The 24,214-nt window shown below is 47.3% G+C and carries 33 protein-coding genes and 1 pseudogene; 10 read left to right on the forward strand and 24 right to left on the reverse strand.

Annotated elements, in window-relative coordinates:
- Positions 1-153 precede the first annotated feature (153 nt).
- Complete coding sequence (locus F7R24_RS12500) at positions 154-399, forward strand: type II toxin-antitoxin system CcdA family antitoxin (RefSeq protein WP_151671600.1); 246 nt, start codon at positions 154-156, stop codon at positions 397-399.
- A complete protein-coding gene (locus F7R24_RS12505; protein WP_151671601.1) occupies positions 399-716 on the forward strand; it encodes a CcdB family protein in 318 nt (105 codons plus the stop codon). The genes F7R24_RS12500 and F7R24_RS12505 overlap by 1 nt, the downstream gene beginning before the upstream one ends.
- Before the next feature lie 134 nt (positions 717-850).
- On the opposite strand, the gene F7R24_RS12510 is transcribed toward F7R24_RS12505, so the two are convergent.
- The 8 genes from F7R24_RS12510 to F7R24_RS12545 all read right to left on the reverse strand — a co-directional run bounded on the left by F7R24_RS12510 (position 851) and on the right by F7R24_RS12545 (position 4,138).
- Positions 851-1,429: an NAD(P)H-dependent oxidoreductase gene (locus F7R24_RS12510; RefSeq protein WP_151671602.1), complete on the reverse strand. Its 579-nt coding sequence runs from the start codon at positions 1,427-1,429 to the stop codon at positions 851-853.
- A 100-nt stretch (positions 1,430-1,529) separates the two neighbouring features.
- Complete coding sequence (locus F7R24_RS12515; protein WP_151671603.1) at positions 1,530-1,931, reverse strand: hypothetical protein; 402 nt, start codon at positions 1,929-1,931, stop codon at positions 1,530-1,532.
- A gap of 126 nt (positions 1,932-2,057) precedes the next feature.
- Positions 2,058-2,429: a hypothetical protein gene (locus F7R24_RS12520; protein ID WP_151671604.1), complete on the reverse strand. Its 372-nt coding sequence runs from the start codon at positions 2,427-2,429 to the stop codon at positions 2,058-2,060.
- An 88-nt stretch (positions 2,430-2,517) separates the two neighbouring features.
- On the reverse strand, positions 2,518-2,808 hold the full coding sequence (locus F7R24_RS12525; protein WP_151671605.1) for a DUF1330 domain-containing protein: 291 nt from the start codon (positions 2,806-2,808) through the stop codon (positions 2,518-2,520).
- 93 nt (positions 2,809-2,901) lie between these two features.
- On the reverse strand, positions 2,902-3,183 hold the full coding sequence (locus tag F7R24_RS12530) for a type II toxin-antitoxin system RelE/ParE family toxin (RefSeq protein ID WP_151671606.1): 282 nt from the start codon (positions 3,181-3,183) through the stop codon (positions 2,902-2,904).
- A complete protein-coding gene (locus F7R24_RS12535) occupies positions 3,180-3,452 on the reverse strand; it encodes a CopG family ribbon-helix-helix protein (protein WP_151671607.1) in 273 nt (90 codons plus the stop codon). The genes F7R24_RS12530 and F7R24_RS12535 overlap by 4 nt, the downstream gene beginning before the upstream one ends.
- A 138-nt stretch (positions 3,453-3,590) precedes the next feature.
- Positions 3,591-3,893, reverse strand: coding sequence for a type II toxin-antitoxin system RelE/ParE family toxin (locus tag F7R24_RS12540; protein ID WP_151671608.1), 303 nt, complete (start codon positions 3,891-3,893; stop codon positions 3,591-3,593).
- Positions 3,881-4,138, reverse strand: a complete 258-nt coding sequence (locus F7R24_RS12545) for a type II toxin-antitoxin system Phd/YefM family antitoxin (RefSeq protein WP_029655535.1) — start codon at positions 4,136-4,138, stop codon at positions 3,881-3,883. Before F7R24_RS12545 ends, F7R24_RS12540 begins: the two co-directional genes overlap by 13 nt.
- 196 nt (positions 4,139-4,334) lie before the next feature.
- On the opposite strand from F7R24_RS12545, the gene F7R24_RS12550 reads away from it, so the two are divergent.
- Together F7R24_RS12550 and F7R24_RS12555 are read left to right on the forward strand one after the other, a co-directional pair.
- Positions 4,335-4,607, forward strand: a complete 273-nt coding sequence (locus F7R24_RS12550; protein ID WP_151671609.1) for a type II toxin-antitoxin system Phd/YefM family antitoxin — start codon at positions 4,335-4,337, stop codon at positions 4,605-4,607.
- A gap of 28 nt (positions 4,608-4,635) precedes the next feature.
- Complete coding sequence (locus F7R24_RS12555) at positions 4,636-4,860, forward strand: Txe/YoeB family addiction module toxin (RefSeq protein WP_240776115.1); 225 nt, start codon at positions 4,636-4,638, stop codon at positions 4,858-4,860.
- Positions 4,861-4,955: 95 nt separating this feature from the next.
- Here F7R24_RS12555 and F7R24_RS12560 read toward each other — a convergent pair whose 3' ends face one another.
- From F7R24_RS12560 to F7R24_RS15000, 7 genes are all read right to left on the reverse strand, one after another.
- The gene (locus F7R24_RS12560) at positions 4,956-5,705 is read right to left on the reverse strand and encodes a hypothetical protein (protein WP_151671611.1); all 750 of its coding nucleotides are present in this window, start codon (positions 5,703-5,705) and stop codon (positions 4,956-4,958) included.
- Between the two features lie 452 nt (positions 5,706-6,157).
- Entirely contained in the window at positions 6,158-6,469 is a 312-nt protein-coding gene (locus F7R24_RS12565) for a cupin domain-containing protein (RefSeq protein WP_151671612.1), read from the reverse strand.
- A gap of 98 nt (positions 6,470-6,567) precedes the next feature.
- A complete protein-coding gene (locus tag F7R24_RS12570; RefSeq protein ID WP_151671613.1) occupies positions 6,568-6,885 on the reverse strand; it encodes an antibiotic biosynthesis monooxygenase family protein in 318 nt (105 codons plus the stop codon).
- A gap of 74 nt (positions 6,886-6,959) precedes the next feature.
- On the reverse strand, positions 6,960-7,466 hold the full coding sequence (locus F7R24_RS12575; protein WP_151671614.1) for a GNAT family N-acetyltransferase: 507 nt from the start codon (positions 7,464-7,466) through the stop codon (positions 6,960-6,962).
- A 69-nt stretch (positions 7,467-7,535) separates the two neighbouring features.
- Complete coding sequence (locus tag F7R24_RS12580; protein ID WP_168926829.1) at positions 7,536-8,120, reverse strand: sigma-70 family RNA polymerase sigma factor; 585 nt, start codon at positions 8,118-8,120, stop codon at positions 7,536-7,538.
- Positions 8,113-8,613: a VOC family protein gene (locus F7R24_RS12585; RefSeq protein ID WP_206057554.1), complete on the reverse strand. Its 501-nt coding sequence runs from the start codon at positions 8,611-8,613 to the stop codon at positions 8,113-8,115. The genes F7R24_RS12580 and F7R24_RS12585 overlap by 8 nt, the downstream gene beginning before the upstream one ends.
- 567 nt (positions 8,614-9,180) lie before the next feature.
- Positions 9,181-9,297 carry a transposase gene (locus F7R24_RS15000; RefSeq protein WP_151671616.1) on the reverse strand — a complete coding sequence of 39 codons (117 nt, stop codon included), beginning with the start codon at positions 9,295-9,297 and terminating at the stop codon, positions 9,181-9,183.
- A 105-nt stretch (positions 9,298-9,402) separates the two neighbouring features.
- On the opposite strand from F7R24_RS15000, the pseudogene F7R24_RS12595 reads away from it, so the two are divergent.
- Positions 9,403-9,591, forward strand: a pseudogene (locus tag F7R24_RS12595) (tyrosine-type recombinase/integrase); the annotation flags it as partial.
- A gap of 66 nt (positions 9,592-9,657) precedes the next feature.
- Here the strand turns inward: F7R24_RS12595 and clpB are convergent.
- From clpB to rluD, 3 genes are all read right to left on the reverse strand, one after another.
- On the reverse strand, positions 9,658-12,234 hold the full coding sequence (gene clpB / locus F7R24_RS12600) for an ATP-dependent chaperone ClpB (RefSeq protein ID WP_151671617.1): 2,577 nt from the start codon (positions 12,232-12,234) through the stop codon (positions 9,658-9,660).
- Positions 12,235-12,350: 116 nt separating this feature from the next.
- On the reverse strand, positions 12,351-13,085 hold the full coding sequence (gene pgeF / locus F7R24_RS12605) for a peptidoglycan editing factor PgeF (protein WP_151671618.1): 735 nt from the start codon (positions 13,083-13,085) through the stop codon (positions 12,351-12,353).
- A 6-nt stretch (positions 13,086-13,091) separates the two neighbouring features.
- Entirely contained in the window at positions 13,092-14,057 is a 966-nt protein-coding gene (gene rluD / locus F7R24_RS12610) for a 23S rRNA pseudouridine(1911/1915/1917) synthase RluD (RefSeq protein ID WP_151671619.1), read from the reverse strand.
- A gap of 136 nt (positions 14,058-14,193) precedes the next feature.
- On the opposite strand from rluD, the gene F7R24_RS12615 reads away from it, so the two are divergent.
- The 5 genes from F7R24_RS12615 (at position 14,194) to F7R24_RS12635 (ending at position 18,539) form a co-directional block, all read left to right on the forward strand.
- Positions 14,194-15,171: an outer membrane protein assembly factor BamD gene (locus F7R24_RS12615; protein ID WP_151671620.1), complete on the forward strand. Its 978-nt coding sequence runs from the start codon at positions 14,194-14,196 to the stop codon at positions 15,169-15,171.
- Between the two features lie 168 nt (positions 15,172-15,339).
- A complete protein-coding gene (locus F7R24_RS12620; RefSeq protein WP_151671621.1) occupies positions 15,340-15,966 on the forward strand; it encodes a DUF2796 domain-containing protein in 627 nt (208 codons plus the stop codon).
- Positions 15,966-16,679, forward strand: a complete 714-nt coding sequence (locus F7R24_RS12625; protein ID WP_151671622.1) for an ABC transporter ATP-binding protein — start codon at positions 15,966-15,968, stop codon at positions 16,677-16,679. Before F7R24_RS12620 ends, F7R24_RS12625 begins: the two co-directional genes overlap by 1 nt.
- Positions 16,673-17,929, forward strand: a complete 1,257-nt coding sequence (locus tag F7R24_RS12630; RefSeq protein WP_151671623.1) for an ABC transporter permease — start codon at positions 16,673-16,675, stop codon at positions 17,927-17,929. Before F7R24_RS12625 ends, F7R24_RS12630 begins: the two co-directional genes overlap by 7 nt.
- A 49-nt stretch (positions 17,930-17,978) precedes the next feature.
- On the forward strand, positions 17,979-18,539 hold the full coding sequence (locus tag F7R24_RS12635) for a DUF3299 domain-containing protein (protein ID WP_151671624.1): 561 nt from the start codon (positions 17,979-17,981) through the stop codon (positions 18,537-18,539).
- A 40-nt stretch (positions 18,540-18,579) separates the two neighbouring features.
- On the opposite strand, the gene F7R24_RS12640 is transcribed toward F7R24_RS12635, so the two are convergent.
- From F7R24_RS12640 to F7R24_RS12665, 6 genes are all read right to left on the reverse strand, one after another.
- A complete protein-coding gene (locus F7R24_RS12640; RefSeq protein ID WP_151671625.1) occupies positions 18,580-20,208 on the reverse strand; it encodes an NAD+ synthase in 1,629 nt (542 codons plus the stop codon).
- Positions 20,209-20,529: 321 nt separating this feature from the next.
- Entirely contained in the window at positions 20,530-21,048 is a 519-nt protein-coding gene (locus F7R24_RS12645; RefSeq protein ID WP_151671626.1) for a GspH/FimT family pseudopilin, read from the reverse strand.
- On the reverse strand, positions 21,048-21,488 hold the full coding sequence (locus F7R24_RS12650) for a pilus assembly PilX family protein (protein ID WP_151671627.1): 441 nt from the start codon (positions 21,486-21,488) through the stop codon (positions 21,048-21,050). Before F7R24_RS12650 ends, F7R24_RS12645 begins: the two co-directional genes overlap by 1 nt.
- Before the next feature lie 22 nt (positions 21,489-21,510).
- Positions 21,511-22,056 carry a prepilin-type N-terminal cleavage/methylation domain-containing protein gene (locus F7R24_RS12655; protein ID WP_151671628.1) on the reverse strand — a complete coding sequence of 182 codons (546 nt, stop codon included), beginning with the start codon at positions 22,054-22,056 and terminating at the stop codon, positions 21,511-21,513.
- Position 22,057: 1 nt separating this feature from the next.
- A complete protein-coding gene (locus F7R24_RS12660) occupies positions 22,058-22,435 on the reverse strand; it encodes a type IV pilus modification PilV family protein (RefSeq protein ID WP_151671629.1) in 378 nt (125 codons plus the stop codon).
- Positions 22,436-22,590: 155 nt separating this feature from the next.
- Complete coding sequence (locus F7R24_RS12665; protein ID WP_151671630.1) at positions 22,591-24,174, reverse strand: cation:proton antiporter family protein; 1,584 nt, start codon at positions 24,172-24,174, stop codon at positions 22,591-22,593.
- Positions 24,175-24,214: the final 40 nt, after the last annotated feature.

The following is a 24,214-nucleotide window of genomic DNA, read 5'->3' on the forward strand; positions in this document are numbered from 1 at the left end:
GTTGAGCTTCCAAACCAACAACCTTAGTCGCTAGTTTTTCTTTTTTGACGCTTCGCTGGTCACTAAGGAGCGATTGCTGCAGATTGTTATATGCCTTGCCTAGCAAAGCATATGCGCATAGACTATACGCATTGTTCATATGGAGCAACCACCATGAATTACGGATACAACACTCTAGCTCCCAAAAAACCAACTAATGTCAGTATAAACAGCGATTTACTTCAAAAAGCAAAAGACCTAAAGATAAATCTATCAGCAACTCTTGAACATGCCTTGGCTGAACAGCTGCGGAATGAACAACGCACCGAATGGCTCCGCGAAAACGCTGACGCAATCCAAGCATACAATCAGTTCGTTGAAACAAACGGCACATTCAGCGATAGCGTTAGAAAGTTCTGATGGGCCAATTTTGCGTTTATATAAACCCAAACCCTGCGACTCGCGTCCAGTACCCTTATTTGCTGGACATACAAAGCGCTTTACTGAGTGAGTTGCGCACGACCATTGTTATACCGCTGACACCCTCCAAACTTGCCGCACCAATGAGAATGACTCGGCTAAACCCTACCTTTGATATTGACGGTAAAAGCTTTACTGTCATGACACAAGAGATTGCAGGTATAGATCGCAATCAGCTCGGTGCTCAAACGTATAACTTATCGTCGTATCGATCAGAAATAATCGCTGCACTCGATTTTATTCTCTCTGGGATATAAGCGGCGGTACGAATTAAATATGAGACCAACCCCAGAATTATGCATATTATATTGAATGTAAATCCTATGCTTAACGCCGCGCTCTGTGGAAATTTAGGAGCGCAATCGCGTAAATTTTCCGTAGCAGCGCATTGTTAGGCCAACGAGGCATGTCGCTTAACCTTCAGCAACCATTTGGCCCGCTGCGCCTCTGAAGTACCACGAACTGGGCCAAATGAAGTGATCTTAACTGGCTTGATGCCGCAGAACTCGAGAATAGTCTTTTTCATTTGATGATGCCCCGGCATGGTGTAGATGAACCTGTAATACCATGGAGGGGTATCCATCGTAACGATGGCATGTGCGCTGCGACCTACCAGCAATCGATCCCACCATGGCGAATCCTTGCGGTACTTGAATGCATATCCCGGCAAGAAAATGCGATCAAACATTCCTTTAAGAATCGCTGGCATTGATCCCCACCAGATTGGGTAGACGAAAACCAGGTGCTGCGCCCAGCTGATTGATTCACGAATCTCGACAAGTGCAGGCTCCAACTCCTGCCGTTTGTTGTACCCGTGACGCAGCACGGGGTCAAACTCGACTTCTCCGAGTTTAAACAGCCTGACAGTATGACCCGCTGCCCGCGCCGATGTAGCATACTCCTCCGCAATAGCATTGCAGAAACTCGATTCATCAGGATGGCCGAGAATAACTGTGATGTTCTTGGACACAGTGAAGTTGCTCCCTATTATGTATGCCTAACGCCTAGCTCACCGGAAAATTAGGAGCGCAGCGAGTAATGTATCCGCGTGCAGCAGCTGGTTAGGTGCACTACGCCCAACCCCTTAGCCGAGCGGCAATGTACGGTGCAAGTGCCGTTGTCGCGAGAACAATAGGCCAGATGTTGCCATCTTTGAACGTATAGGCCTCAAGCAACTCGGGCCACGACTTGCCCTGCCAGAGCCCAAACGAAAACTCAAAAACGAGTGTAAGTGCGAGCCAGACCAGCCCAACGGCCCAGAGCTGAACGGGGAGGCTAATTTGTAGCCAAGGAAGCGATAAGTACGCCACGCCAATGATCAAGGTTGAAAGCAGCAACCCGCTAAGCACGAGTGCGGCAGGAGTTCCGACCCCCGATATAAGTACAGACTCGCGCAGTGCTCCATTGGCAACGGCCAGTACAAGAATGCTAGCCCAAATCACCAATGCCTTTAAAGCGATTACCGTAAACATTGATTGTTCCTATAGTGCCTAATGCCGGTGTTCATTGGCAGCCTTGGCAGCGCGAAGCGGCGACAAGGCTGTCCGGTGGAGGGCCGCCAGGCCCGGAACAAACTGGAACACTTGGTTAGGCATTTTTCAGTTCCTCGCACCGCAAGGAGTTGCTGGTAATTTGTCTGCCAGAGCTCGCTGCCATGCCGTTGCAACTTCCTGGGAACTGAATGTCCCTTTTAAGCTTCCACCAGAATTCGGCACCCACATTGTCGCCCTCAAAAACTCGCGACCACCGACAACAATGCGACTCAATCTACCGCTGTTTGCTGCCGTGAACGTATCAAAACTCGCGGCACCAATTTCTGTTAACTTGACGAAAACAGGCCAGCCAAGATCTGTCTGTTCCCCTACTGCTGATTTCTGCACATAGGACGAGCACAGGTGAAACTCCAGATCAGTCTCTGCTACTGCAATGGCAGGAGTAGACAGCAAAAGAACAGCGATCCATTTAATCATGACGATTGCCTAACACCCAGCGTAACCGGCGCCCAACGAAGCGCAGCGCAGTTGAGCATCCGAGTTGACGCTGTTGCTAGAGCAGTTCCTATATCGCTGACTCATAGCTGATCAACTCCATGTCAGCAGCCTGAGTACGCAGAGGGATAAGCTCCTGATAAGCCGCTGAGTTGTACCAGCTCTCTACGGAGTGAGGATCTGGAAAGCGAATAACAACCGCGTCTGTGTGATTGTGGCGTCCACTCAGTACGGCGATTTGTTTTCCCCGGAGCATTAACTCGGCGCCCCAAGGTGCTAGTGTAGCCGGCACTCGGTTTCGGTACTCAGCCCATTTTTCCACATCTTTCACGGTGATGTGACCAATAACGTATGCTGTCATTTCTGTTTCCTTGTGCTAACGCAAAGCGCATCGGCGACCTTGATGCAGCGAAGCGGAGACAAGGGCGTCCGAGTGCCGCGTTTGGCTAAATTGCTATCGTTCACCCTCAAGGCCATGCCACACTCGGAGAATAATGATGGCACTGGCATGAACTGAATATCGAACGACGTATTTTCCGAAAACCATATCTCGAACAGAGTCAGGCACCGGTGCCATTTCAACTGGTGTGCCCATTTTGGGGAATTCTGGAAGTAATTCGATTTTGCCAACCAGTTCGATGGCAATCCTGGCTGCCGCCGACGGGCTGTGCACCGCAATGAACTCCCTGAGGCGTTTCAAATCATCAATGGCTTCGTCCGTGTAAACCAGCTTCACTTACCTGACCTCGGCGCATCTTGCTCGTTTTCGGTTCCCCAGCTATTAAGCCAACTGTGGACCTCGCTGGCATCAACAACCTTGCCTTGGGCAGCAGACTCCATTGCCTCTAACGTTTGTTTCCACCGCTCTTGCTCAAGCTGCTGCTTTGCTATGTATTCCGATAATGCCTGGTTGATTACCCAGCCTTTGCTACGGTTCAGCCTGCTGGCGATTGCTTCCAGATGCTGTTCAACTTCTGCTTGAAGGCGAACTGTGGTGACGCTCATGACTATGACCCTCGAGTTTGGTGACTACAATGTATTACAGCATAGTCTACAAGGGTAGGCAAAAAATTTAACGCTGAAGCGCGCCGGTGACTTTGAAGTAGCGAAGCGGAAAAAAAGGCATCCGAGTGACGCGCCTGGTTAGCTGTTCTCAAGCATGTATGCACGAAGCTGCCGCTCCTCTCGCATGACATAGAGGACGAGAACTCGCTTCTTATCCTCACGATAAAAAATACGGCACGGTGGAACCACTACCTCCCTGTATACCGAATTAGGGAGCTCTGGAGGAATCCGTCCGGAATGGGGAAAATCTTCCAAGCGATCGGTCTTATCGAAAACGTCCTGAACCAGATGACTTGCAGCAACAGGATTATCCAGAGCAATGTACTCAGCGATGGCATCCAGTTCTTGAAGCGCAGGCTCCGTCCAGATTACTTCAGCCATTTACTCATTTTCTCCCTGGCCTCACTTTGGCTGTACGTTCTTCCTTCAAGTACAGCAAGCTCTCCCCGTGAGAGCCCTTCAAGCAACTCAAGGCGACGTTGCATGAACTCGTAATCCTGCACATCGACAAGGTATGCGGATGGCTGACCATGCTCGGTGATCAGTACCGGCTCTTTAGACAGGTGCAGGTCAGCCAAGATTTTTGTGGCTTGGCGCTTAAGATTTGTAACAAGCTCAACTTTCATAGGCTCACCCTGAATCAGACTAACAGTATCACTATAGTATCACTTTTCGAGTGGCGGCAATACCAGCTAACGCCGCCCAGCACGCACGGCTTAGAAGTGAAGGCGAAGCCGCAACGGAATAGCTATCGCTGTACTTGGCCTTATTAGGGCACTTAACTCATATTTGTACGGAAACTCCGTACATCAAGGTGCCTTCATGGATACAATAAGTGTAAACAAATTTAGAGACAACCTGAAGAGCGTTGTAGAACAAGTAGTTAGCAGGAATGAACCACTCAAGGTAACTCGACGAGCCGGAGATGCATCCGTTGTAATGAGCGCCGACGACTGGGAGCGAGAGCAAGAAACGCTTCATGTTCTCCAAAGCCAGAGCCTCATGCAACAGATTGCCTCCTCCCTTGAAACCCACAACCGTGGTAAAGGCTATATACCGACTGAAGAGCAAAAGAATGAGATCACTGGTATTTGAAGGTAACACTTGGGAAGCGTATGAAACTATGCACGAGAAGGACAAACAATTGCACGAGGCTTTGTGTAAATTACTCAAGGAAATGCTGCGTTCAAACGATCCTGCTTCAAGTTTAGGGAAGCCTGAGCCACTTAAGCACAGCCTCTCTGGCCTTTGGTCCAAGCGGATATCACAAAGAGATCGTTTGATATATCGGTTTGACGAAAAGTCCATTTATATCTTCGCTATTGGTGGTCACTACGATCAGCCCTAACATCGGCCATAAGCCGTGCGATGCACGAGCGTCGGCTGCATGGCTTGGTTTTGTATTACTACGCTGCGAAAACAAACCAACTAACTCACTCACACTTATCCATTCGATTGAGCAGGTAATCTGATTTCTGGTGTTGAATGCGTGCGCTCCTCCGGTGGGGTCCAAAGCCTCTGTTGCCGAGGATTCCATCTCAGGCCATTCATTTTATTCTGATCGTCGCTTGTACCAAATCCAGGCATGTGAGCAATCCTATCGAAGAAATCCTCCGTGTGAAGAAGTGTCATCTTTACCTCATTCCAGTAGGTAGAAGATTGTTCTTGTCGATAACGCATCCCTGCTTCCATGCCGGAAAAGCGTCCTTCAGAAACCAGATAGGCATCAATCTCTTCATTATCATAGCCCGCTAGGGAGGCGATTTGCTGTACATCTAGGCGGTAAGAAACTCCGCTTTGTACCCTTCCCTGGTTGATGCGTGCCGTTCGGCGACACGTTTCTGCATTCAGATTTACCCCCGAGGAAAACAACGTGCTGGCCGATCGTACCTTGTCGCACAGCTGTTCGTCTCCGGAGCTCTCTGCAACCGCAGCAAAGCAGCGGCTTCTCAGCAGTGATACCTGATTCCCGACAGGTCCGAACCCTCCTCTACTCAAGCTTTGAGGATGAATCAGATAGCATGGCTTGATGGAATGCAACTCGTTGGCCAAGGCGCGGTATTCGTATTCCAGCGCGTCAGGCTTTCTGGTGTCACCGAAGAGAAACTTGTCATCTGCATCAGTAAATAGCCCGCAGCCACTCAGTGACGCAGACATTATGAAAAAGACCACCAGGGAAAATATTCTTGCCATGAATTTACCCATCAGTTTTATTAATACGTTAGCCGTGTCACACCCAGACCAGACACACAACGGCTTGCGGGCTAACCGGCCCGAGGCTTAGGGGTCCGCGTTGAAATCTCTGCTATGCACTGCTTTTAAGTATGCACATTTTAACTTACCTCTTCATTAGCGCCTAACGTTCGGAGCACTTAAGCACCATTTCCGAGCTCGATCATTTCCCCTTCAGAACACGATTACGCCAATACAAAATCAGTGGAAAGATGACCACTGTGGGAGCAATGCATATCAGACTGCATTTAAGGCTAGCACTGATCCCAAACACTGTTTCCAGTCATGCACCGCTTTTAAGCGCAAAATTCCGACAAACTCCAGATGCTAAGACTCGATGCACTTGGCGTTAACGCCGTGATCTGCGGAAATTTAGGAGCGAAAGCGAGTAAATTTTCCGAAGCAGCGCTTGGTTATACGCTACCTTCACTCTCAACCACCAGTATTCTTACTTCCCCTCTAGGGTGAGCAACGTGTTCTGTACCAATTGAAGCAAAAAAAATATCACCAGCATTCAATAAAACCGACTCTTCCTCGCCGTTCAATCGATAGAGCATATCAACCTGTCCATCCAATACGACGAATACTTCTTCACCGTCATTAACATGCCACTTGTACGGTTGATCTGTCCAATGCAGGCGAGTAGTTATGCCATTCATATTGGCAATATCCGTTGTTCCCCAAGCTCGCTCAGCCTTAAATTCTTTACTTCTAACTACTTTCATAATCCTCTCCGAAAGTGGACGTTACGCTACTCGTATAACGCCGAGGTAACCGGACGCTTTAAAGCGTCAGCGTATAAGCGGTCCGGTTGACCGACTGGTTAAATGCCGTACTCACGCTCAACTTTGGCAACCCGAACCCGAAAACTGGAATACCATTGCTGATGGCCAAGTCGCTGGGCCTCTCGATGCTCAGCATTTTTCTTCCAGTTGGTGATTGCTTCAAGGCTTGCCCAGTACGACACGGTAATACCTAGGTTCTCCCTAGCAGACTCAATACCGAGAAATCCGGGCTGCTCTGATGCCAATGCCACCATTCGTTCAGCCTTTTCATAGTACCCATTGTCACCTTTCGTGCGATGACTGCTGAAGATCACCGCGTAGTATGGAGGTTCAGGTGTGTTGGCAATCTCTGACATAAATTCCTCTAAGCATTTGTAGTGGATGTGGAGGCGAAGCCGCAACGGAAAAACTATCGCGGTGCTAGGCCTTGTTAACTCTTGGCTGTAAATGCGTCATGGTACGAAACTTCTCCTTTTGGGAACTCGCCGGAAAACGATAGCGCCTGAAAATACTCTGCAGGCACATCGGGTAGGACAAGCCCATCTACCACCTTGAGTCCGAAGCGCTCATAATAAGTAGGGTTGCCGAGCACCACGCAACCTAAGGCATTCATTTCCTCAAGCGCAGCAAGTGAATTCTGCATCAGCTTAGTTCCAATACCGAGCCCTTGAAATTCAGGAAGCACAGATATTGGCCCAAGTCCAAACCAGCCAGTTACACCACCTGAAAGAATGACGGGAGAAATCGCCACATGACCAATAATTTCTCCTTCAGCTTTAGCCACCTGAAAAATCTTAAGCGCGCCCGCACGGCGAAGAGCATCTACAATATACTGCTCCATATGATCAGTATGAGGCGCGCTAAAAAAGGCCTGCTTTGTAACCTGATGTATTCTAGCGGCATCGCCGGATTTTTCGTTACTTAGTTCAATATTCAAGCTGGACCTCATAACCGAGTTAACGTTGGAATTCAGCAGCGGCCCAAGGCCGTCCAATAGAATGGCTAGTTAAGCACATTTTCCTTTGCAGCTTGACGGCGAAAGGCAATGGTAGTCGCTGACCAAGCTGGCAGCCATCTCCACGTGGCAACACGCCAATAACTTCTCCTTAAGCATCACACGGCCACGTGCCGCTCTGCTCTTGATGGCGGATACTGATACTGCCTGCTCTTCCGCAATCACGCGCATCGTCTCACCTTCAAGATCGGTCGCAATAAGTGTGTCACGATAGATCGGCGGAAGCTCCTTGATGAACATTTTGAGGCAACTTGCTACTTCCGTATGAAGCTGTATGTCCTCGATCTGTTCAGGTTCCGACATGTTTTCGTCGAGTTCCAGTGTTTGATCACCGATTGCGCGATAGTGGTCAATCAAGGTTGTTCGTGCAGCAGCGAATAACCAGCCAGTCAGGCTGTCGATTCGACGTCCCGAACGCTTCGATGTCAGTGCCTTCACGAATATCTCTTGCAATAAATCATCCGCTAGCGTTGCATCGGGGACTCGCCTACGAAGATAACTTCGCAGGCTCTGCTGGAGTCGCGAAAAAGCGGCGCTCAAGTCCTCATTAGAGAGCGGCATCACGTCTTCAGCCATAGCAATGCCCTTGAACCTTCGCCGTCGCTTGAGGAATGCAACCGGTCTCACACTCCGAGAATTCGTCAGACGTACGTAAAGGGATACAGCAGGCTCCTGACTCCGTGGTGCAGCCCTCCCCAAACGCAAAAGCATCGGACATCGTTAGGAAATACTCCCATGCCATTCCCTGTGGATCGATGGTCCAGTGTTTTTCGCTCTTGGCATAACAACAAGCGACCTCACCTTGATCCATCGCCGCACCACCTGCTGCATCGTCTGCCAACACCTTGAGACTAGCTAGTTCTTCAGGGGTCTCGGCCTGCATGCCAAAATGATTGAGGCCGGTCGGATGCCCCCGTGAAGAAATAGCAAAGTTAACACGCGGGTCTTCTAGCATCCACTTAGCATAATCCGGCTCCTGTTTGGACGGCAGCTGTCCAAAAAGCTTGCTATAGAAGGTGATGCTTTTAGTGAGGTCGTTAACTGCAATATGAACGTGAAAGTGTTTCATTTGAGGCTCCTAAAAAAGTTAAAAAGCGCATTGTGTTCGACGCCCTTGTATAGACGGAATACCTCACAAATGGTCGCACAATGAAACGGAGCCACATACTGCATAACAAATAAGCGGTTATACGGCGGCGCAGCCGCAGCTATAACAGCCTGTTGAACGCCGCTCAGTACTTAATCTAGGGAATTTGCTTTTAATGATCGGTGGGGTTCCTTGGTAGTCACACCTAAAACTCGAACCAGCACTGTCGCTTAACTCGATCTCAATCCCTTAAATTTTTATCTACTTTGTGACTTTATGTAGCCTTTATAGCCATATTTCTTATGTTTGCCAACAGAGTAGCCTCAGGTACAACCTGATCAGATATCGCGTCGTAATACTCGTGCGAGGTTAACTAACTACTGTTCAGCAACGCCAAAGATACTTCGTTGCGCAGTGTTATCATCGACTCACTCGTGCACTCACATAAACAGGTCTCTAGCTCATGGCCACATGATGGACAATGGGCATGGTTTGAGCTGATCGATGATAACTCACTCTTCTGCTTCGTTTCTCTAAGTGCACTTACCATCAGTCCTCTAAATCGTTTAGAGAGTGCCTCACTGACAATAGGTATCTTTTATGTCGACTCTTCCAGGTTTGTGAGGGCGTAATGACACCTGAAGGAATTAAACAGTGAAAATGCACATGTCGTGTTAATACCTAGTTAAAGTAAGGCACAGGGAGTAACTGTTCCTTTTGTTTTTCGCATCATGCACGGCTTGCATTCGTTTGGCACTTAGGACAATTTAGGAAAAAATCAGCTGCCATACATTTCGTCACTCTTTTGCGACTCATCTGCTTCAAGCTGGCAGCGATATTCGCACAGTGCAAGAATTATTGGGCCATAACGATGTGAGTACTACCCAAATTTATACCCATGTGATTGGTCAGCACTATGCAGGCACAACCAGCCCATTAGATCGTTTACACCACTGCTAAAAAAAGATCCCTAAACAAAAAAAGCCCGCCGAAGCGAGCTTTTGATAGGTGGCACTAGCGAAGGGATTAACGGAAAGTAAACTTCCCTGCTTCCACATCCACACCGATTTCACTACCGGGGGGATAATCGCCAGCCAGTAGTTTTTGCGCCAGCGGGTTTTCGATCCATTGTTGGATTGCACGCTTTAATGGACGTGCACCGTAAATGGGTTCGAAACCAACATCGACCAGTTTTTCCATGGCGGTTGGTGTCATGGTTAGGCGCAGATCGAATTCGGCCAAGCGCTTACGTAAGCGATCTAGCTGAATGTTGGCGATGCCTGCGACCTGATCTTTACGCAAGCTATGGAACACCACCACTTCGTCGATACGGTTGATGACTTCGGGGCGGAAGTGCATACCGACGACTTCCATAACCGCATTTTTCATCAATTCATAATCGTCATCGTCGCTGAAACCCTGTATCAAATCAGATCCCAGGTTAGAGGTCATGACGATGATGGTGTTACGGAAGTCAACAGTGCGACCTTGCCCATCGGTTAAGCGGCCATCTTCCAGCACTTGTAGCAAGATGTTAAAGACATCAGGGTGTGCTTTTTCCACTTCATCTAATAGAAGCACAGAGTAAGGTTTACGACGCACGGCTTCGGTCAGGTATCCGCCTTCTTCATAACCCACATAGCCTGGAGGTGCACCAATTAAGCGAGCTACGGAGTGTTTCTCCATAAACTCGGACATATCGATGCGAACCATCGCCTCTTCAGTGTCGAAAAGGAAGTTCGCCAGCGCTTTACACAGCTCGGTTTTACCCACACCCGTCGGTCCTAAGAATAGGAAGCTACCACTGGGGCGTGCAGGGTCGGATAAACCAGCACGTGAGCGACGAACGGCATTGGATACCGCAACCACGGCTTCACTTTGACCGACTACGCGACTGTGAAGTGCGTCTTCCATACGCAGCAGCTTGTCACGCTCGCCTTCCAACATTTTGCTAACGGGGATGCCGGTCCAACGCGCAACCACTTCGGCCACTTCTTCTTCGGTGACTTTGTTGCGTAGCAGTTTAGTCTCATGGGCACCCTGTTCGACCGAGTCTGCCGCTTGCAATTGTTTTTCCAGTTCAGGAATACGGCCGTATTTAATCTCAGATGCTTTCGCTAGATCGCCTAAACGTCTTGCTTGTTCTTCCTCTAAGCGCGCTAACTCAAGCTTCTCTTTAACTTGAGCAGAGCCTTGCAGCGTGGCTTTTTCCGCTTTCCAGATCTCATCAAGGTCAGAGTATTCTTTCTCTAACTTGGTGATATTCTGCTCTAGCTCTTCTAAGCGCTTGCGCGTCGCCTCGTCTTTCTCTTTCTTTAGCGCTTCCCGTTCCATTTTTAGCTGAATCAAACGACGCTCTAAGCGATCCATGGATTCAGGCTTGGAATCCATTTCCATACGAATACGTGAAGCCGCTTCATCCACAAGATCGATGGCTTTATCCGGTAATTGTCGATCGGTGATGTAACGTTGGCTAAGCTTGGCGGCAGCAATAATTGCAGAGTCAGTGATATCGACACCGTGATGCACTTCGTAACGCTCTTTCAAGCCACGTAAAATCGCAATAGTGTCTTCTTCGCTGGGTTCATCGACAATCACTTTTTGGAAACGACGTTCAAGTGCTGCATCTTTTTCGACATACTGGCGGTATTCATCCAAAGTGGTCGCGCCAACACAGTGCAATTCTCCACGCGCCAACGCAGGCTTGAGCATGTTACCAGCATCCATCGCGCCTTCGCCTTTACCGGCACCGACCATGGTGTGCAGCTCGTCAATAAACAGAATGATTTGACCTTCCTGTTTCGACAGCTCATTCAATACTGCTTTTAAGCGTTCTTCAAATTCGCCACGGAATTTTGCGCCCGCAATTAATGAACCCATATCCAAGGCCAGCACACGTTTGTGCTTTAAGCCTTCGGGAACTTCGCCATTGATGATGCGCTGTGCTAAGCCTTCGACGATAGCGGTTTTACCGACACCGGGTTCGCCGATAAGCACGGGATTGTTTTTGGTTCGGCGCTGAAGTACTTGAATCGTGCGGCGTATCTCTTCGTCACGGCCAATCACAGGATCAAGTTTGCCGTTTTCAGCGCGCTCGGTTAGGTCAACACAGTATTTATCTAAGGCTTGACGAGATTCTTCAACATTAGGATCGGTCACGGCCGCACCCCCACGCATGTTGTTGATTGCTTCGATGAGTTTTTCACGCGTTACGCCCGCTTCTTTCAGGACACGGCCCGCGTCACTCTTATCATCCACCATTGCCAATAGCATTAATTCACTGGCGATATATTGGTCGCCACGTTGTTGTGCCAGTTTATCGGTCAGGTTGAACAGACGAGCCATATTTTGTGATAGGCGAATTTCACCGTCTGGATCGTTGACTTGCGGCAAACGATCCAGTGCTTCACCGATTTTGCGAGTCAATAAAGGTAACTGAGCACCTGCTTGGCCCAGTAATGGACGAACCGAACCATCACGCTGCTCAATAAAAGCAGCGAGTAAGTGGATAGGTTCCATAAAGTTATGATCTTTGCCGACCGCTAATGACTGAGCATCAGTCAATGCGTCCTGCAACTTAGAGGTAAATTTATCGGGTCTCATGCCCTTCTCCTTAATTCTGCATCCTGCGGCATCTTTGCAGCCGCTGTTACTGTTGCTGAATTAAATGGGGCTTGAAACACCTCAATTCAAGTGGTTATTTTTTAAACAGTCAAAAATTATTCTTCAATCCAGATCAAGCTGACCATACGACCTGTTTGTCCGTCACGACGATAGGAGTAGAAGTACTCACTATCGGTGAAGGTGCAGAAATCACCGCCATAGATATCAGTGACACCCGCGGCATTCAGGCGAATGCGGGCTAACTGATAGATATCCGCCAACCACTTTTCAGGATTGGTGGGTGAACGCACAAAGGCATCGGAGGCGATGGGTTGGTTTTCACAGAAAGCCATAAACACATCATCGCCCACTTCGAAAGCCAAAGGACCAATCGCAGGACCTAACCAGACCTGAACCTCTTTCGGGTCGTCGAAGACAGCCAAGGTGTTCTCTAAAACACCAGCCGCCAATCCTCGCCAGCCCGCATGCGCAGCAGCCACTCGCGAACCCGAACGATTACTGAACAGCACCGGCAAGCAATCTGCGGTCATAATAGCGCAAGCCACACCGGGTTCATCGGTCCAGCAGGCATCTGCCGCCACGGGAAGATCATCTGGGTCGGCTTTAACCACCGCGCAGCCATGAACCTGTTCGAGCCATTGGGCTGGTTTTTTCAAACCCAGGGCTTTCTGCAGTATTTCTCTGTTGTGCTCGACGTGTTCAGGATCATCACCCACATGATAAGCAAAATTAAGTCCTGCGAAAGGATCTTTGCTGACGCCATCTATTCGCGTGGTGGTCAAGGCATGAACACTGGGCTTAACGGGCCAACTGGCTCTGATCAGTTTCATCGTGTATCACTCGTGATCGTTATTTGCCGCATCCTGTTTAAGCAGGATACGAAGAGATTCGAAGTCTTCAGGCAGATCGACTTCCCAACTCATCTGCTGACCCGTTTGAGGATGCCAGAGTTCCAATTTTTTTGCATGCAAGGCTTGGCGACGAAGGTGTTTTAACGCATCTTGCAACTCTTCAGAACAACCTTTCGGCAAACGGAAGCGACCGCCATACATAGGGTCACCCACCAACGGATAGTTAATGTGTGCCATGTGGACACGTATTTGATGAGTACGTCCCGTTTCTAATTTCAGGCGAATATGGGTGTGGGCGCGGAATTTTTCTAATACGCGATAGTGAGTAATCGCTTCTTTACCAACACCAACAACTGCCATCTTTTGACGATTCTTGGAGTGACGTCCCATGGGTTCATCCACACAGCCACCGCCGGTCATCACACCCTGCACAATGGCTTCATATTCGCGTCCCATACTCCGATCTTGAAGCTGAGCCACTAAGTCGGTCTGTGCCTGAATGGTTTTAGCCACCACCATTAAACCCGTGGTTTCTTTATCCAATCGATGGACGATGCCTGCTCTAGGTACATGAGCGATGGCTGGGCAATGGTGTAACAGCGCATTCAGTAACGTGCCATCGGCATGGCCAGCAGCGGGGTGTACAACCAAACCTGATGGCTTGTTAAGAATCAAAATATCATCATCTTCATAGACAATATCCAATGGAATCGACTGGCCGACATGACGCTCTATCGCCTGAATTTCAGCAGAGATGACGATCTCTTCACCGCCGTTAAGCTTATCGCGTGGACGTTTTGCCTCACCATTAACGCGCAACGTACCCTCTTTTATCCAACCTTGCAGTCGTGAACGTGAGTAATCGGGGAAAAGTTGCGAAACCGCTTGGTCCAGTCGTAAACCGAACATTTCTGCGGGTACGGTGGCTTGTAAATCAACCTGTTCTGACATCGTATACCAATCTTTGCTCTGGAGTGTTTTAGCTTAGCATCGGGTTGTGTTTTAATAGGCCCGATAAATGTACTCTCAGTATAACTGAAACCGATCTGAAAGGTCTTATTCAGTCAACATCTCAGGATAAAGCGATATGCAACTTGTCAAAGTGATTGGCACCCTGATTCTCATTATGACCATGTCTGGTTGTTCATGGTTTGGTGGGGACAAAGCAATTCCCGATATTCCCGAACAGGTTCTTTACGATGATGCCATGAGCGCTCTCGATGCCGGAAACTGGTCCTTAGCAATAGAACGCTTGCAGTTATTGGAAGCACGTTATCCTTTTGGGCGCTATTCTGAGCAAGCTCAGTTAGAACTCATTTACGCTTATTATCGAAATCGTGAGCCTGCTGCTGCGCGCGCTGCTGCTGATCGTTTCGTGCGTTTGCATCCAAACCATGAAAATATCGACTACGCCTATTATCTAAAAGGTTTAACCTCCTTTGAAGAAGATCGTAACTTTTTGGCGAGATTTTTACCCTTAGACGAAACTCAACGTGATCCGGGCGCGGCACTGGATTCATTTGAAAGTTTTTCAATCCTGTTAAATCGCTATCCCGATAGTGAGTTTGCTCCGGATGCACAACGTCGTATGCAGTACCTGAAGAACCGCTTGGCGACTTATGAAATCCATGTAGCTAGCTTCTATATGAAGCGTGAAGCTTGGGTAGCAGCAGCCAACCGTGGTCGTTATGTGGTTGAAAACTTGCAAGAGACGCCTGCGGTGCCTGATGCCTTAGCCATCATGGCAGAGTCTTATACCAAGTTAGGTATGCATGATCTGGCTGAAAACGCACTTGAAGTTCTTCGCGTTAACTTTCCAGATTACGTGATTCTTCCTTTCTCGCCTCAGCGCTTCGATCTACTTTATACAGCGACGTTTGGTTTGTTAGGTGAAATTGAACCTGCCACGCCGGCGCGTCCCGTAAATCCTGATCGTATTCGTCAAACTGAAGCGGAAAACGCACCGAGCAGTGGTAATCGTTCATTACTACACCGTATCAGTTTTGGCACGCTGGGTAGTGATGGTACTGAAGAAAGTGGTGAGTTGATCGAGCAAGGTCAATAAAACGCTGATGTGCGGATACTTCTTAATAGACAAAAGCTACCTTCGGGTAGCTTTTTTGGTTATTTCAACACGGATGTGACCTATGTTAGAAACTTTCACATCTAAAATAGTTCTGTTATGTTATAACAAAATTAACACATCTCGTTTTTCATTTGGAGCAATCTCACCATGGTTAAACTAACACTTCCTCTTATAATCGCCGCTGGCAGCCTTACTTTTGCTAACCTAACTCTAGCAAATAATCACTCACATGATCACCATTCATCCCATGATCATGACCATGAGCAACACGCGTTAGATTCTCATGTTCATGGTATCGCTAATCTAGATATTGTTCTTGAGGACACTATGTTACTGGTCAGTATCAAAGCACCTGCTGCTGATTTAGTGGGTTTTGAACACACTGCCTCGTCAGATGAAGACAAAAATAAAGTGTATGACATGCTTGGAAAAATGGAGCTCGCTGATGTGCTTTGGACGCTTCCCGAAGCGGCACAGTGTGAGCGCCAAGATGTTCATGTAGAACATGATTTATTAAAAGATGATGGTCATAGTGGCCATGATCATGGTCATAAGCACGACCATGACCACAAGCACGATGAGGATCATGCGCACAGTGATGTATTGGTAGATTACCATTATGAGTGTGCGAACCCGGAACAATTAGGCAGTGTACGTGTCAATCTATTCGACAACTTCCCTTCACTGCATGACATTCAAGGACAGTTGATTTTACCGAGTGGTCAGAAAGGCCAAACCTTAACCCCTGCACAAAATATGATTCAATTTAACTGATGACAAATACCGCTGCCATTGAACTCAAGCAACTGAAGTTTGCTTGGAAAGCTAAAGACTGGAAAGCTAAAGAAATCGTACTTGATATCCCTCAACTCCAGATCCCTAAAGGGGAGCAAGTATTTCTTAGAGGCGCCTCAGGCAGCGGTAAAAGTACATTGCTTAACCTGCTCGGTGGCTTAATGTCGCCGCAGCAGGGTCAAATAAAGTTGCTGGATCAAGCATTAGAGAATCGCTCTCAGCGCTTTCGCGATCGTTTTCGCGCTGATCATATTGGCGTATTGTTTCAACAGTTCAATTTGCTGCCTTACCTAAACCTTGTCGATAATGTGACCTTACCTTGTCGCTTCTCTACCCTGCGTCGTCAGAAAGCGGGTAACCCAGAAGCAACAGCAAAACAACTATTGGAGGCCTTAGGTTTAGCTCAATATATTGACCGACCCATACAAACAGCCGAGCTGTCTATCGGCCAACAGCAACGTGTGGCCGCCGCTAGGGCATTGATCGGTCAACCCGAGATTCTGCTAGCGGATGAACCCACCTCTGCACTGGATAGCGACACCCGAGATCAATTTTTATCCTTACTTTCAGAGCAGTGTGCCAAGCATCAGATGACGCTGGTCTTTGTTAGCCACGATGTGAGCCTTAGTCACCACTTTGATCGCGTGATCGACCTATCCGAGATCAACCAAGTCGAGGCTACGCCATGCTAACACTGGCCCTAAAAAGTCTTTGGAACCGTCGTGGTACCGCTGCGCTGACACTACTAACGATTGCGATCAGCGTTCTGTTACTGACTGGCGTCGATAAACTTCGTCATGATGCTCGAGAGGGGTTTTTCAATACCGTGTCTGGCACTGACCTTATCGTCGGTGCACGCAGTGGATCCTTGCCTTTATTACTTTACTCCGTGTTTAACATCGGACAACCGACCAACAACATACGTTGGAGTAGTTATCAACAAATAGCTAGCAATGATCAAGTGGCTTGGAGCATTCCGATTACACTGGGAGACTCACATCGCGGTTTTAGAGTCGTGGGGACCACCGGTGCTTATTTCGAGCATTATCGCTTTGGCAAGAACCAACCCGTAAGCTTTTCCCAAGGCCATCAATTTGATGATTTATTTGATGTCGTTATCGGTGCTGAAGTGGCACGTGCACTGAATTATGCCATCGGTGACAAGGTCGTGATTGCTCACGGACTTGGTCGAGGCAGTTTTGCGAATCATGACGACAAGCCGTTTCAAGTCTCAGGTATCCTGCGGCCTACCGGAACCGCAATTGACCGCAATCTTTTCATCAGCCTCGCTGCATGGGAAGCCATTCATATGGATTGGCGAGCCGGTACTCGAATTCCAGGGTTGAATGTGGACGCCGATCAAGCGCGCGAAATGGATTTAACACCCACGCAAATTACCGCGTTTTTATTAGGTCTGGAATCACGTATCAGCACCTTTCATTTGCAACGCGCTATCAATAATTTTCGTGCAGAACCTGTGCAAGCGATTCTACCGGGCGTTGCACTGCAAGAGCTATGGCAAGTGATGTCGATTGCTGAACGAACCCTGATTATCATTTCTGGCTTTGTGGTGTTTGCCGGTTTTACAGGGATGCTAGGCATGCTACTGACCAGTTTAAATGAACGACGCCGAGAATTAGCGGTCTTACGTGCGGTAGGCGCCAGTCCTTTCCGTATTGTGATTTTATTGGTGTTTGAAGCGGTTTTACTGACCTTTTTAGGCATTTTGCTGGGTTTACTGCTGCTCGCCTTGATCACGTTGGGTGTTCAGGACTGGTTAGCGCTCGAGTATGGCATCTTTTTAAGCTCACCCGGCTGGCCAAATGCAACTCAGTGGAAGTTAATGGGTGCGGTGCAACTGGCCGGACTTTTCACTGGACTCATTCCCGCTTGGCGCGCATATCGCTATACTCTGGCAGATGGTTTAACACCCAGACTGTGAACCGTTAAAACTCTTAATCGAGCTGGATATCTATGCTGACCGGAGGCGTATGCCTAAACTGCTACTAACGGCCTTTTTGGCTTTTTTCCTGTATTTACCTGTGCATGCTGATGATGCAGTGGTGTTTACCTGGGATGAGTTAATGCCGGAAGATTATGTATTAACGCTTGCTGATCTGATCGGTGACTTTGGTATCGATCCCTTCACTTTCGATATTATTGATGATTATAGCCCCGAGGCAGAGCAGATGATGGATCATATGTTGCAAGTCCTTGCTTCGGCTCCTATTCGAGAAGAACTGGATGGCAAGATGATCTCTATTCCGGGTTTTGTGGTGCCACTAGAAGCAGAACAAACCCGAGTGTTTCGTTTCTTCCTAGTGCCCTACTTCGGCGCCTGTATCCATGTTCCGCCTCCCCCCTCTAATCAAATTATTGATGTTCATTTTGAACCAGGTACAGAGGTAGAAAATCTTTGGGATGCCGTTTGGGTCACTGGACGACTCAACACGGTTGATTTTCAGCACGAGATGGGAGCATCAGGTTATCGCTTGGAAGCCTTCCAAATCACCCCCTATGACTGGGACTCAGCCGAAGAGGGTGAATGGTAGTTGCTAACTCTATCATCACTTTTTATGGCGCGGGACAGAGCTACTCCCCCGCGCGCCATCCAGAGGTAATTGGATAACGACGATCACGTCCAAATCCTCTCTGAGTGATTCTAGGGCCTATCGGGGCTTGTCTACGCTTATACTCATTGATATCCACTAGGCGAATCACTCGATTCACAACCGCTTCCTCAAACCCCTCATCAATAATCGCGTGAGCACTGTAATCCTGCTCCACATACAATTCTAAGATACGATCTAAATCAGCATAATCAGGCAAAGAGTCTTGATCCTTTTGATCTGGCGCTAATTCAGCTGAAGGTGGACGGTCAATCACTCGCTGAGGAATAGCGGGTGAGCGTTTGTTGCGATGCTCGGATAGGCGATAGACCAGAGTTTTAGGCACATCTTTGAGTACATCAAAACCACCGGCCATATCGCCGTATAGCGTTGAATAGCCTACCGCCACTTCACTCTTATTACCTGTTGTCAGTACCAAGGCACCCGTTTTATTGGAGATCGCCATCAGTAAAACACCACGACAACGCGCTTGCAGATTTTCCTCGGTGGTATCCGCTTTTCGCCCTTCAAATTCAGGAGCCAGTTGCTGCATAAAGCTCTCGTAAAGAGGCTCTATAGAAATAGAACTGTATTCAACACCTAACAGCTTTGCCTGAGCCTCTGCATCTTCAACACTCATGCTTGCGGTGTAGCGGAAAGGCATCATCACCACTTTCACACGCTCTGGACCTAACGCGTCTACCGCAATAGCAGCAGTTAAACCCGAGTCGATACCACCCGACAATCCAAGTACAACACTAGGAAAGCGGTTTTTTTCGACATAATCCCTGACACCTAACACCAGCGCTTCATAAACCGCATCTTCATGACTCAATGCAGGCACCGAAGGCTGTAATGGAATCACCTCACCAGACGCTAGATTCAGATCAACACAATCCAATGATTCAGCAAAATGAGCCGAGGCAAAGACTAGCTGACCCTGCGCATTCACCACCATTGAGCCACCGTCAAAAACCAACTCATCCTGACCGCCAACCTGATTGACATAGAGAATCACCGCGCCACTTTCTTGAGCACGCTGAGCCAGCACTTGCTGTCTCACATAGGTTTTTCCGGCATGGAAAGGGGATGCATTCAGGTTCAAAATCAATTGCGCCTGCTGTTCTTTTAACTGAGCGACTGGCTCACTGTGCCAGATATCTTCACAGATACTTAATCCGATACGGCACCCTTTAAAACTAAACGTACCTGATTGTGTTCCTGCAACGAAATAGCGTTTTTCATCAAACACTTGATAATTTGGCAAACACTGCTTGGCGTATTCGAAGATCAACTCACCATCCAGAATAACACCCGCCATATTGTAAAGCTGGCCGTTGTGATAACGAGGATAACCAATTACCAGAGCAATACCTTGTACACCGTCTTTCAATTGCTGCAATGCCTTATCAACACGGCGCTCAAGACTTGGGCGAAGCAACAGATCTTCCGGAGGGTAACCCGTCAAAGCTAACTCTGAACAGAGAAGAATATCCGCTTGATGTTGATCACGCGCGGTTTTTGCCGCCTGTAAAATACGTTCAACATTACCGGGAATATCACCGACAACAAAATTCAACTGGGCCATCGCGACCCGAAGGGTATCAGTCATTAAGGATATCTGCTCTTTTCATCAAGGCTAAAAAGGTCACTCGTGATGAGTGTTATTGATCTCTATTTTGCAGTTTTTCAACACCCAGTACCAGAGATACTGCCGAGATGACTCGCGAAGACATATTAAATGAGTAAAACGAAAATTAGTATGTTGTAACCAGCACACACTCTGGGAGAGACATAGGATTCAATATGACTGACCGTCTGCCGCATGGATGCGGCAGCCGAGCCCCCATGGATGGGTTTACGGCGTGTTAGACGTATTGAAGCCTATGACTCTTATCACCCTCTGTGCTTTTTGAAATAGGTTTCTTTTCTATTATTTGATTTCCTCTCTTACTCTTCCTGACATAGATAAAATCAGACGATATTCTTTTTCTGGGTTGCCCGCATGGATACTGAACGTTCCGTTGGAAAAGCCAGTGACACTTCCATCAGGTTGATAGGTTAAACTGTCACCGCGATTCCAATAAACGGTCACTTGTGATTTGAAGGTTGTAACGCGAATCACATCTTCTGGTTTGGTAGGTAAACGGTTTCTGTCATGATCGACAAACATGATCAATCCTGACCATTCTGTTGCGCCTGTTAATGCATCACCAACACAGGTTTGTTGATCATTACTTCGACAAATTGTTACCCACTCTTGACGAGTCACAGATTCAATTCGAGCTAGGGCTAAATGCGTTCTAAGCTGTTCGGCTGCTGTTTCTTGACGCGTCTGTTCCACTAAGGCTGAAAAGGATGGCACGGCCACTGTGGCTAAGATAACGAGAATCACAATGGCGGTCATCAGCTCTAACAGACTGAACCCAGATTGATAATCTTTATGACCCATCAATACAACTCCATCCAATGATCTAGATGGATATTGCCGCTATCAGGGGATCGGTAAAAACGAACGCGCAGATGGGTTTCACTGAGTGCGCCAGCCTGGTTAATAATGGCTCCTTCAACATTTAACGTCACCTGATTGGCTTGCCAAATTAACGCACTCTCAGGGATGTCAAAGTAACTTTGCTTAGCGAAGTTGGCCCATTCTCCAGTGGGCCAGTGAGCGCTTTCCCAGTATTCAGGGTTTGAACTGATCCATTCGTAGAAAACAACCACACCGGTATCTGCGGCTTGATCAGCCATCATTTTTAACTGAAACTGATGGCTCATTCGCTGTTGCAGTTGTGAATTTACTGAAGCGCTGAAGGTTAGCAGAGCGACTACCGCTAAAAAGATGAGTGTAATAACGAGCACACTACCCGTTTCTTTGTGGTGATAAAACATCGATACCTCCATGTATCTTGCTTTAATATCGTCGAAGTGCGGCGCTATAAATCATCGGTTGCTGATCCTCATTGATTCCGGAAAGCCTGAATTCAAACTCCACTGATCTAACCAAACAACAACTATCTGGTGCAGAATCATACTCAGATGCCTCGATGCGCCCATCATCATTTTTATCCACACCATAGGCAAATCGAACGGATTTAACGCCACTGATTAAGGAATGTCCATTACAGCGAAGTTGGTCATCACTTACCGTAAATCGATTAATATAACTACTACCTGATTCTTGCAATTGACCTAAGCAATTACGACTACCCTCTTCTGCGGCATAGGTAAGTACCAATACTTTTTCGTCACTAACCATTTCTATCGCATAGGCTTGTCGTATGGCTCGTCTTAACTGCAGCACAGTGAAGCGCTCAATCTCTTGAGATGACGTTAGGCGCAATTGGGTTTGCCAACTTGATTTTCCAGCAATTAAAAAAGTAGAGATTCCCAGTAACAGGATTGAGCTGATCACCAGAGAAACCAACAACTCTGTTAGTGTAAAACCTTGTTGTTTCATCTTAGCAGTCTATGAAAACAGGTTTATGGTTCAACCATACCTGAGTGGGAGCCAGAATATCTGTCGAGGCATGGCTAAACACATCAGGAAAAGCATCGATCAAATAGCTTTCTCTTTCCGTGTCATTCATGTTCGAAAGGTAACAACGCTGCTGCCACAGCCGCTCGATAGCTTCGCCATGCAGGAGTGCAAGTCGAGAATCTTGATAACTTTGATAGGCGGATTGTAGATTTTTTAACTGAAGCTGAGTGAGGGCTAAGCTGCCCATCGAGAGAAGCAGCAGCGTGATCATTACTTCAGGAAGACCAATCCCACACTCTAGTCGAGAGTGAAGATTTAGCTGTATGTGTGGGTATTGAATAGAGTCAGAATGAATCATGAATCACCTCTTCCTTGAGATATTTAAATCAAAGTTTACCACTCCTTGGTATACGATAATTCAGATTAGTAGTTAGCCATTAACACGTCAAGAGTTTAGATATATTTGATCCAGACAGTGCAAAGCCACTAAAAAATAAGTGCGTAAAACAACTACTAGCCTTGCTCACGCAACCGAAATGCACTATCTGCCAGCTCGGCACCGGCTTCATCGTATACATGAAATACTTGATGTGCACCCAATGCTTTCAGAACTTGAATCTCGTCAGCATATTCGACAATAGCTGTTACTTGGCCAGAAAAACCTCGATTAACCAACTGTTCCATCGCATAAATATTACCATGATGACTCGGCATGGTAAGTAGTATCATTTTAATTTCAGGATGACTCGCAATGTTATCCCAAAAATCTGAATCGCTTGCATCTCCATGCAGAGCATGGAAGCCCGCAGCATTAATTTCATCAACTTTATCTGCGTTATTATCAATACCTAACACTCTCACATCATATCCGTCTTTAAGTCGAGTGTACGCGCTTCGACCAATCTTACCCATACCTAACACAATAGCATCCGCATCGCTGATTGTGAGCACCTTATCCGCATGATGAAGCTTATCAACGGGTGCTTGAGGTAAGAACTTATCAAGATAGAGATAGACTTTTTCACTCGCGCTATTAAGAGGTGATGCCAACACAAAACTTGCAGCAACAGCGATCGACAGCACAACCAACCAAGCCTCATCAAACCATCCCTGAGATACAGCGAGTGCTGCTACAATCAAACCAAACTCTGAGTAATTACTCAAACTGAGTGTAGCCAATGTAGACGTTCGATTTCGCAATCTGAATCGATTGAATATTAGTAAGAATAAAATACTTTTGATCGGTATTAAGAAGAGCAGTAGCGCCGAAAGGAATAATAAGTCCCATGTAGGTAAAGCCATCAAACCTATAGAAAGGAAAAAACCAACCAACAAAAATTCTTTAAGGTGAAATAGAGATTTCGCAAGATGATGCGACGCTTTGTGCGGTGCCAAAAGCATACCAATAATTAATGCTCCTAAATCACCCTTAACACCTACCGCTTCAAAGAGCCCATAACCCAGCACTAAAGCAAGCAAGATGCCATAGAGTATTTGCATCTCTCCATGACCTACCTTATCAAGTAAGTAACGAAGAAAAATCGATAAAGGTAGGAGTAAAAATAAGCCTAAAGCCCAAATACTGGGAAGTTGTCCCGTTGACGCAGATAAGAAAAGAACAGCAAAGATGTCCTGCATTATCAATACGCCGATCGCCAATCGTCCATAAAAAGACTGCATTTCACTGCGTTCTTCTAGGACTTTAACGGCAAAAACAGTACTCGAGAATGCTAAGGCAAACGATAAAAGTAAGAATGTCTGCCAATCACTATTCGCTAACAGGGCAATTCCTGTTAATTTAAAGAGAGATAAAACTGCAATCAGAATGCCACTCGACAACACCATATGCCCAGTCGCACCCAACCAGACCTCTGTGCGTAGCAGAGTTCTGACATCCAATTTTAAACCAATGGTAAACAATAAAAGCGTGACACCAAGGTTAGATAAGGATTCCAACGTTGGTGTCATGGAGTAGCCAAGATAATTTAACGCAAAGCCCGCTGCTAAAAATCCAACCAAGGGTGGTAAACGCACCAGCATGGCGCCCAGACCACCCAAAAAAGCTGCAATAATAAAAGCGAACTCTTCGTATTCCATACGTTATTCCATGTTCTTATGATTTATTATTTGCTTTTTA

Source organism: Nitrincola schmidtii (genome assembly GCF_008973715.1).
GTDB classification, from domain to species: domain Bacteria; phylum Pseudomonadota; class Gammaproteobacteria; order Pseudomonadales; family Balneatricaceae; genus Nitrincola; species Nitrincola schmidtii.

Bases quoted from the DNA above. Each gene is read 5' to 3' on its own strand.
- F7R24_RS12630 (WP_151671623.1), top strand. From the start codon at position 16,673: ATGCTAACACTGGCCCTAAAAAGTCTTTGGAACCGTCGTGGTACCGCT.
- clpB (WP_151671617.1), bottom strand. From the start codon at position 12,234: ATGAGACCCGATAAATTTACCTCTAAGTTGCAGGACGCATTGACTGAT.
- F7R24_RS12560 (WP_151671611.1), bottom strand. From the start codon at position 5,705: ATGGCAAGAATATTTTCCCTGGTGGTCTTTTTCATAATGTCTGCGTCA.
- F7R24_RS12555 (WP_240776115.1), top strand. From the start codon at position 4,636: ATGCACGAGAAGGACAAACAATTGCACGAGGCTTTGTGTAAATTACTC.
- F7R24_RS12650 (WP_151671627.1), bottom strand. From the start codon at position 21,488: ATGTTTTATCACCACAAAGAAACGGGTAGTGTGCTCGTTATTACACTC.
- rluD (WP_151671619.1), bottom strand. From the start codon at position 14,057: ATGTCAGAACAGGTTGATTTACAAGCCACCGTACCCGCAGAAATGTTC.
- F7R24_RS12620 (WP_151671621.1), top strand. From the start codon at position 15,340: ATGGTTAAACTAACACTTCCTCTTATAATCGCCGCTGGCAGCCTTACT.
- F7R24_RS12640 (WP_151671625.1), bottom strand. From the start codon at position 20,208: ATGACTGATACCCTTCGGGTCGCGATGGCCCAGTTGAATTTTGTTGTC.
- F7R24_RS12660 (WP_151671629.1), bottom strand. From the start codon at position 22,435: ATGATTCATTCTGACTCTATTCAATACCCACACATACAGCTAAATCTT.
- F7R24_RS12615 (WP_151671620.1), top strand. From the start codon at position 14,194: ATGCAACTTGTCAAAGTGATTGGCACCCTGATTCTCATTATGACCATG.
- F7R24_RS12535 (WP_151671607.1), bottom strand. From the start codon at position 3,452: ATGAGCGTCACCACAGTTCGCCTTCAAGCAGAAGTTGAACAGCATCTG.
- F7R24_RS12585 (WP_206057554.1), bottom strand. From the start codon at position 8,613: ATGAAACACTTTCACGTTCATATTGCAGTTAACGACCTCACTAAAAGC.
- F7R24_RS12545 (WP_029655535.1), bottom strand. From the start codon at position 4,138: ATGAAAGTTGAGCTTGTTACAAATCTTAAGCGCCAAGCCACAAAAATC.
- F7R24_RS12645 (WP_151671626.1), bottom strand. From the start codon at position 21,048: ATGGGTCATAAAGATTATCAATCTGGGTTCAGTCTGTTAGAGCTGATG.
- F7R24_RS12500 (WP_151671600.1), top strand. From the start codon at position 154: ATGAATTACGGATACAACACTCTAGCTCCCAAAAAACCAACTAATGTC.
- F7R24_RS12655 (WP_151671628.1), bottom strand. From the start codon at position 22,056: ATGAAACAACAAGGTTTTACACTAACAGAGTTGTTGGTTTCTCTGGTG.
- F7R24_RS12565 (WP_151671612.1), bottom strand. From the start codon at position 6,469: ATGAAAGTAGTTAGAAGTAAAGAATTTAAGGCTGAGCGAGCTTGGGGA.
- F7R24_RS12520 (WP_151671604.1), bottom strand. From the start codon at position 2,429: ATGATTAAATGGATCGCTGTTCTTTTGCTGTCTACTCCTGCCATTGCA.
- F7R24_RS12570 (WP_151671613.1), bottom strand. From the start codon at position 6,885: ATGTCAGAGATTGCCAACACACCTGAACCTCCATACTACGCGGTGATC.
- F7R24_RS12625 (WP_151671622.1), top strand. From the start codon at position 15,966: ATGACAAATACCGCTGCCATTGAACTCAAGCAACTGAAGTTTGCTTGG.
- F7R24_RS12540 (WP_151671608.1), bottom strand. From the start codon at position 3,893: ATGGCTGAAGTAATCTGGACGGAGCCTGCGCTTCAAGAACTGGATGCC.
- F7R24_RS12580 (WP_168926829.1), bottom strand. From the start codon at position 8,120: ATGGCTGAAGACGTGATGCCGCTCTCTAATGAGGACTTGAGCGCCGCT.
- pgeF (WP_151671618.1), bottom strand. From the start codon at position 13,085: ATGAAACTGATCAGAGCCAGTTGGCCCGTTAAGCCCAGTGTTCATGCC.
- F7R24_RS12665 (WP_151671630.1), bottom strand. From the start codon at position 24,174: ATGGAATACGAAGAGTTCGCTTTTATTATTGCAGCTTTTTTGGGTGGT.
- F7R24_RS12515 (WP_151671603.1), bottom strand. From the start codon at position 1,931: ATGTTTACGGTAATCGCTTTAAAGGCATTGGTGATTTGGGCTAGCATT.
- F7R24_RS12635 (WP_151671624.1), top strand. From the start codon at position 17,979: ATGCCTAAACTGCTACTAACGGCCTTTTTGGCTTTTTTCCTGTATTTA.
- F7R24_RS12505 (WP_151671601.1), top strand. From the start codon at position 399: ATGGGCCAATTTTGCGTTTATATAAACCCAAACCCTGCGACTCGCGTC.
- F7R24_RS12550 (WP_151671609.1), top strand. From the start codon at position 4,335: ATGGATACAATAAGTGTAAACAAATTTAGAGACAACCTGAAGAGCGTT.
- F7R24_RS12525 (WP_151671605.1), bottom strand. From the start codon at position 2,808: ATGACAGCATACGTTATTGGTCACATCACCGTGAAAGATGTGGAAAAA.